General features: G+C 71.9%; 6 protein-coding genes. 1 reads left to right on the forward strand and 5 read right to left on the reverse strand.

Annotated features, from left to right (window positions below; all coding sequences use genetic code 11):
* The 3 genes from ACHFGS_RS12430 to ACHFGS_RS12440 form a co-directional block, all read right to left on the reverse strand.
* Positions 1-1,630: AAA family ATPase (locus tag ACHFGS_RS12430; protein WP_394289500.1), on the reverse strand; the 1,630-nt coding region annotated here is incomplete at its 3' end.
* The gene (locus tag ACHFGS_RS12435; protein WP_394278946.1) at positions 1,627-2,784 is read right to left on the reverse strand and encodes an exonuclease SbcCD subunit D; all 1,158 of its coding nucleotides are present in this window, start codon (positions 2,782-2,784) and stop codon (positions 1,627-1,629) included. The genes ACHFGS_RS12435 and ACHFGS_RS12430, both read right to left, overlap by 4 nt.
* A gap of 89 nt (positions 2,785-2,873) precedes the next feature.
* A complete protein-coding gene (locus ACHFGS_RS12440; protein ID WP_394278947.1) occupies positions 2,874-4,340 on the reverse strand; it encodes an MFS transporter in 1,467 nt (488 codons plus the stop codon).
* Between the two features lie 71 nt (positions 4,341-4,411).
* On the opposite strand from ACHFGS_RS12440, the gene ACHFGS_RS12445 reads away from it, so the two are divergent.
* Positions 4,412-5,179, forward strand: coding sequence for an alpha/beta fold hydrolase (locus tag ACHFGS_RS12445; protein WP_394278948.1), 768 nt, complete (start codon positions 4,412-4,414; stop codon positions 5,177-5,179).
* Here the strand turns inward: ACHFGS_RS12445 and ACHFGS_RS12450 are convergent.
* Together ACHFGS_RS12450 and ACHFGS_RS12455 are read right to left on the reverse strand one after the other, a co-directional pair.
* A complete protein-coding gene (locus tag ACHFGS_RS12450) occupies positions 5,170-5,457 on the reverse strand; it encodes a hypothetical protein (protein ID WP_394278949.1) in 288 nt (95 codons plus the stop codon). The two genes, ACHFGS_RS12445 and ACHFGS_RS12450, sit on opposite strands and share 10 nt — an antisense overlap.
* 91 nt (positions 5,458-5,548) lie before the next feature.
* Positions 5,549-5,848, reverse strand: a complete 300-nt coding sequence (locus ACHFGS_RS12455) for a GNAT family N-acetyltransferase (RefSeq protein WP_394278950.1) — start codon at positions 5,846-5,848, stop codon at positions 5,549-5,551.
* Between the last annotated feature and the right edge of the window lie 255 nt (positions 5,849-6,103).

Genomic DNA, 6,103 nt, shown 5'->3' on the forward strand with positions numbered 1-6,103 from the left:
TGACTGCGGCTTCGGCGGCGGCGAGGTCGTCGTCGCTGACCGGCTCCGCGTCGGCGACGGCGGGAGCGGGGTGGGCGGTGGACCCGCAGACGGCGCACGGCTCCCCCGGTGCGAGCGCGGCGGCGAGCTCCCCGGCGTAGCCGCGCAGGCGACGGTGCAGCAGGTCTTTGACGGTGGCGACCGCCCGCTCGGAGGCGACGCTCGCCTCGGCGTAGCGGGCGTCGGCGTCCTGCGACGCGCGGGCTTGCCGGACCGCCCGCTCGGCGGCATCCTTCTGCGCGAGCAGCACCTCACGACGCGCGGTGAGCGCCTCCACCCGGCCGGCGCCCTCCCGAGCGGCGGTGAGCTCTTGGGACACCACGATGCGGCGGGCAGGCACCTCAGCGAGCTGCACCTCGATCGCGGCCCGCGCGGTCTCCAGTCCTTCGATCTGCGCGGCGCGGTCCGTGATCTCGGAGTCGAGCGACTGCACCGCCTGTTCGCGCGCGAGCGCGGACTGCGCGCGGGCGAGGTCGCCGGTCAGCTGCTCGATGACCGCCGCAAGGTCGTCGTCCGCCGACCCACCGACGAGCTGCCAGTGCTCCTCGGCGGTGGTGACGGCCGCGTCCGCGGCGGCGAGCTCGACGGCCGCTCGCTCAGCGGCGTCGACGGCGGAGCGGAGCCCCTCCGCCCCGCGGGCGAGATCGAGGCGGGCACGGATGGCGTCGACCGCCACCTGCTCCGCCTCGCGGGCGGCGAGGTCGGTGCGGGCGGCGGCGAGGTCAGCGAGCAGCTTCTCGGCCCGCGACAGGTCTTGGTACGTGATCGCCGCTGCGTCGGCAGCGGCGGCGGCCGCGAGACGCTGGTTGCCGGTGACCTCGACGCGGTACTCCGCGCGACCGAGGGCGCGGTCGAGCGCGCTCCGCCGCGAGGGGAGATCATCGGGGGCCCGTTCCCCATCCTCGTCACCCGCGAGGCCGTGGGTGTGCACGTCGCGTTCGGCGACATCGAGCAGAGTCCGCGCCTGCGTGCTGACACCCTCGAGCGCCTTCTGCGCGTCGCGGCGGCGCTGTTCGAGGCGCTCCTTGTACTCCTCGAACCGTCGGGTGCCGAAGAGGGTGCGCAGGAGCTGCTGGCGCTCGTTGTTCGGGGCGAGCAGGAACCGGGAGAACTTGTTCTGGGCGAGGAGGATGACCTGCTGGAACTGCGCGGCGCTCAGCCCGAGCACCTCGTCGAGGAGCTGCCCCACCTCACGAAGCTTCGCCGCTCGGCCGATCCACACGCCGTCCACGAGCTCGTCGAGCTCGGCACGCGCCTTCTCCGTCGTGAGGCCGCCGCCGCGCTGGGCGGGCCGCTCGTACTCGGGCGAACGCGTGATGCGCCACCGTTTCCCCGCAACGGTGAACTCCAATCGGACCTCGGTCGGATCCGACAGGTGGCTGTGGTCGCTGCGGAGCCGCTTCTCGCTGCCGTCATAGCGGGGCACGCTGCCGTAGAGCGCAAAGCTGACCCCGTCGAGGATGCTGGACTTGCCCGCCCCGGTGCGACCGGTGATTAGGAATAGCCCGTCGCGATCGAACGCATCGAAGTCGACGGTCTGCGTCTGGCGGAACGGCCCGAACCCGGTGAGCTCGAGGCGGTGCAGCTTCACGCGTGAGACTCCTGCAGCACCCGCTCGTCGAGGATCTCCGCGAGCAGTTCGGCCTCGCGCTCGGAGGCGCCCTCGCCGGCCCGCACGTGCTCGAGGAAGGCCTCCACGAGTTCGCGGTCGCTGCGCGCGGCGCGCACCCGCTCGACGTACGTCGCCGTCGGGCTCGCCGCAGTCACCGCCGGGGTGTGCGCGACGCGCGCGCAGTGCGGGAAGCGCTGCTGCAGGCGGCGGAGCGGGTCGGCCTGCGGCAGGTCATCGGTGTACTCCACGCACACCCACGCGTCCGCGTGCGCCGCGTGCGCGGCATCCGTCAAGATCTCTTCAAACGGGCCCCGGAGGGTCACGAGCGCGCGCGGCACCGGAAGACCCAGCCACTGCGCACCGGCGAAGCCGTCAGCGTCGAGCTCGACGAGCCACGACCCCCGGGGCTTGTCGCCCTCGCCGAAGCTGTAGTGCAGCGGGGCGCCCGCGTAGCGGACCCGCTCGCTCACCTGCTGCCGCCCGTGGATGTGGCCGAGCGCCATGTAGTCGACGCCGTCGAAGGCCGACACCGGCACGAGGTCGAGACCGCCCTGCTGGATGTCGCGCTCGAGGTGCGGGGTCGGCTCGACACCGGCGACGAAGGAGTGCGCGATGGCGACGGAACGGCCGCCGCGGACAGCGAGGTCGGTACGGACGAGGTCCATCGCGTGACCGAGCACGGCGGCCTGCGTGCGCGCCCCCGCCCAGCCGCCCTCGCGGTGCCGCAGGAGCGCCGGCTCGAGGTACGGGATGCCGTAGAAGTGCACCGGCCCGTGCGCGTCGGCCACCGTCACCGGCGTGCTGATGCGGTCGGGATCGGTGAGCACGTGGATGCCCTCGCGGAGCAGCCCCGCCTGGAAGCCGAGGCGCGCCGCCGAGTCGTGGTTTCCGCTCGTGACGATGACGGTCGCGCCGGCGTCGGCGAGGCCGCGAAGGGTGTCGGTGAGGAGCGTGTAGCAGGATGCCGCGGGGGTCGCCGAGTCGAACACGTCGCCGGCGACGATGACGACGTCGACCGCGTGCTCGCGCACCTGGGAGGTCAGCGTCTCGAGCACGCCGCGCAGCGCGTCGAGCGTGGAGTGACCGTGGAAGGTCCGCCCGATGTGCCAGTCGGAGGTGTGCAGGATTCGCATGTCTTCACGGTATGCGGGGCCTCCGACATCGCCGCTCAGGCGTGCGGGCGAGCGGTGATTCCGCGCGCCGCGAGGTGGGCGCGATCGGCTCAGTGCGTGGGCGTGGGGGTTCCCCGTCGGCGCGCGCCGAGGAGGTCGATGGCCGAGATCAGCAGAGCGAGCGCGATGAATCCGCCGGCGGCCGCCATGCCGTATGCGTAGGCGTCGTGGTAGACGGCGAAGGTGTCGCGGCCGAGGTCCGCTTCGCGGTAGATCGTCGCGTAGAAGAGGGACAGGCCGATGGCCGTTCCCACTGACGTGCCCACGCGCTGTCCGAGCTGGCCCACGGAACCGGCGAGCCCGCCCTGGCGGACCGGGATCTCTGCGAGCGTCAGCGTCTGGTTCGGCGCGATGACCAGGCCGCCACCGGCGCCCGCGACCAGCAGCACCGCGGCCATGCCGTAGGGCACCGTCTCGGGCGACATCGTGTACGCCACGACGGCGAGAGTGGCGACGCTCACGAGCACGACGGCGAGACCGAGGGTCACCAGGGGCCGACCCAGCCGGTTCACGAGGACGCCGCCGTAGTAGGAGGTCACCGCGCTCGCAACGGCGAAGCCGATGGAGACCATGCCGGCGAACACCGGCGAGATGCCGACGCCGGTCAGCAGGAAGAGGGTCGTCAGCAGGAACAGCGACGGGACGGCGGTGAAGTACGCGACCGCGACGAGGGTGCCGTTGCGGAAGGAGGGGATGCGGAACATCCCGAACGGGATCAGCGGCTGCTTGCCGGATGCCGCGTAGCGCCGCTCCCACGCGTAGAACGCCGCCGCAAACACGGCGAAGGCGATCAGCAGCCACCACCGGGCGGGGTCGTCCTCCGGCGAGCCCGTCGTGAACAGGAAGGGCCACATCAGCGCGAGCACCGTCAGGGCGAACAGGACGATGCCGACGGGGTCGAGCTGCAGCCTGCCGGCGGTCGCCTTCCGCGTCTGCGGCAGCAGCAGGATGACTCCCGCGAGCACGATGAGGCACAGCGGTACGTTGATCCAGAAGATCCAGCGCCAGTCGCCGACGGCGACGAGCACGCCCCCGAGGGTGGGGCCGAACGCCGTCGCGATGCCGATCGTCGCACCGAAGAGACCGAACGCGCGGCCGCGCTCCTTCCCGACGAACAGCTGCTGGATGGTGCCCATCACCTGCGGCATCTGGATGCCGGCGGCGATGCCCTGGAGGAGGCGCGCGGCCAGCAGGACCTCGACGGTCGGCGCGAGTGCGCACAGCGCGCTCGCGAGGGTGAACAGTCCGAGACCGAGGACGAACAGGGTCTTCCGCGACCGCTGATCGCCGAGGCGTCCGAACGGGACGAGCGCGAGACCGAAGGAGAGGATGTACCCCGAGACGACGAGCTGCAGCTGGGTCGAGGAGGCGCCGAGGGACTCCTCCAGAGACGGCAGCGCGACGTTGATCTTGCTGAGGTCGAGGATCGTGAACGCGGCGACGGAGACGCAGACCCAGAAGGCCCGCCAGCGGTGCGTGGGAGAGAGCGGGATGCTGGCGGTGTTCGGGTCTGTCATAACCGTCCCAGGCTAGTCGTCCGCGGGGACCGCGAGGGTCGCCGGGCGGCGTCAGGCAATACGCTCGAAGGATGACCGACCTCCCCGCCACCGTACTGACGGAGGAGTTCGAGGCCCACGGATGCCGGATCATCGCCGAGCGCGCCGGCGCGGAATCCGCCGAGGTCACCTACGTCCTCGTGCACGGCATCGGGATGGGTCGCCGCGTCTTCGGCGACCTGGTGGCGCAGCTGCAGGAGAGCGCACTGATCGCCGCCGTTGACCTGCCCGGCTACGGCGACGCCCCCGAGCCGCCGCGGACGCCGACGATCGAGCGGATGGCAGACCTCATCGCGGACTACATCCGCCACCTCGACCGCGGCCCGGTCGTGCTGGTGGGCCACTCGATGGGGTCGCAGGTCGCCGCGGAGGTCGCGGCGCGGCATCCCGAGACCGTCTCGCACCTCGTCCTGGTCGCCCCGACGGTCGACCGGCACGCGCGGCATCCGGTCCTCCAGTTCGGGCGGCTGCTGGCCGACATCTACGACGAGAGCCCCAAGGTTCTCTACCTCGGGGCTCGCGAGTATCTTCGGGCCGGGCCCAACCTGCCCGCGAAGATCCGCGCCATGTTCCGACACCGGCCCGAGCTCATCTACCCGAAGGTGCAGGCGCCGGCCCTCGTCATCCGCGGGGGCGTCGACCGACTCTCCCCGCGGCGCTGGTGCGAGGAGGTCGCCGCCGCACTCCCCGACAGCCGCATGGCGGTGGTGGCGCGTCGCGGGCACGAGACCCTCATCGCCGATGCCGCGGACGCCGCCGCGGCGATCCGCTCCTTCGTCGCGGAGACCGCTCAGACCTGATCGGCCTGCTCGTCGGTCACGATGTCGGGGTCGAGGCCCTGCTGGATCTCCGCGCTCTCGACGAACGAGTCCGACGCCCCATCGGGGGTGCCATCGGGTGAGAGGAAGGCGGGCTCGCCGCTGCCACCCCGATCGACCTCATCGGCCTGCTCCTTCTCGGCGTTGGTGACCGGACCGCCACCGGGCGCGGCGACGTCGCCGTCATCCCAGCCGCCCGCCGGCTCCGCGTTCACGGTGCCGTCGTTCACGGTGTCGCCGGGGGTGTGCTCGCTGTCCATGCTGACTCCTCTGTTCGCGGGTCAGTCTCGGCCCCGTCGCCCGCTCCTGCGACAGGGTTGACCGCGGCGCGGCTCAGGAGTAGCGACCGGGTCAGCTCGCGCGGCGGGTGTGCAGCAGCGCGCCGTGCTCGGGGTGGGCGTCGAACCAGTCGGCGACGTACCAGCAGACCGGGATGACGGTACGGTCGCCGCGCGCTTCGAGATCGGCGACGGCACGGGCGACGACCTCTGCCGCGTAACCCTGCCCTCGGAAGGTGGGGATCGTGAACGCGCGGGTCAGCGCGACGGTGCGGCCGTCGTCGTTGTAATCGAGCACGCTGACCAGGTCATCGCCCCGGTGCAGGGTGTACCGCGCGGCATCCTTCTCGTCCGTGAAACGGAGATCGCTCATGTCTCCACGGTACGCTGGTCGGCCGACACCGGCGCGCGACGGACCGATCTGCCCGGGCGCGACGGGCGCCTTCGGGCGGGATTGAGCAATGTGTCACATTCCGTCACGAAACCGCCGGCGGTTTCAGAGTCCTAGCGCAACACCTCGTCGAGGAGGTTCGTTGTGTCGAGGAAGATTCCGTGGGCGACGCGGGCGGGCGCGGTTCGAGGGCTGATCGCGGGTCGTTCTGCGATCGAGTTCGCGCCGACTCTGGGT

The organism is Microbacterium sp. (assembly GCF_043427715.1).
Taxonomy (GTDB): Bacteria; Actinomycetota; Actinomycetes; order Actinomycetales; family Microbacteriaceae; genus Microbacterium.

Excerpts from the sequence above, each read along its gene's own strand:
- ACHFGS_RS12435 (WP_394278946.1), bottom strand. The coding sequence starts at position 2,784 with ATGCGAATCCTGCACACCTCCGACTGGCACATCGGGCGGACCTTCCAC.
- ACHFGS_RS12450 (WP_394278949.1), bottom strand. The coding sequence starts at position 5,457 with ATGGACAGCGAGCACACCCCCGGCGACACCGTGAACGACGGCACCGTG.
- ACHFGS_RS12455 (WP_394278950.1), bottom strand. The coding sequence starts at position 5,848 with ATGAGCGATCTCCGTTTCACGGACGAGAAGGATGCCGCGCGGTACACC.
- ACHFGS_RS12445 (WP_394278948.1), top strand. The coding sequence starts at position 4,412 with ATGACCGACCTCCCCGCCACCGTACTGACGGAGGAGTTCGAGGCCCAC.
- ACHFGS_RS12440 (WP_394278947.1), bottom strand. The coding sequence starts at position 4,340 with ATGACAGACCCGAACACCGCCAGCATCCCGCTCTCTCCCACGCACCGC.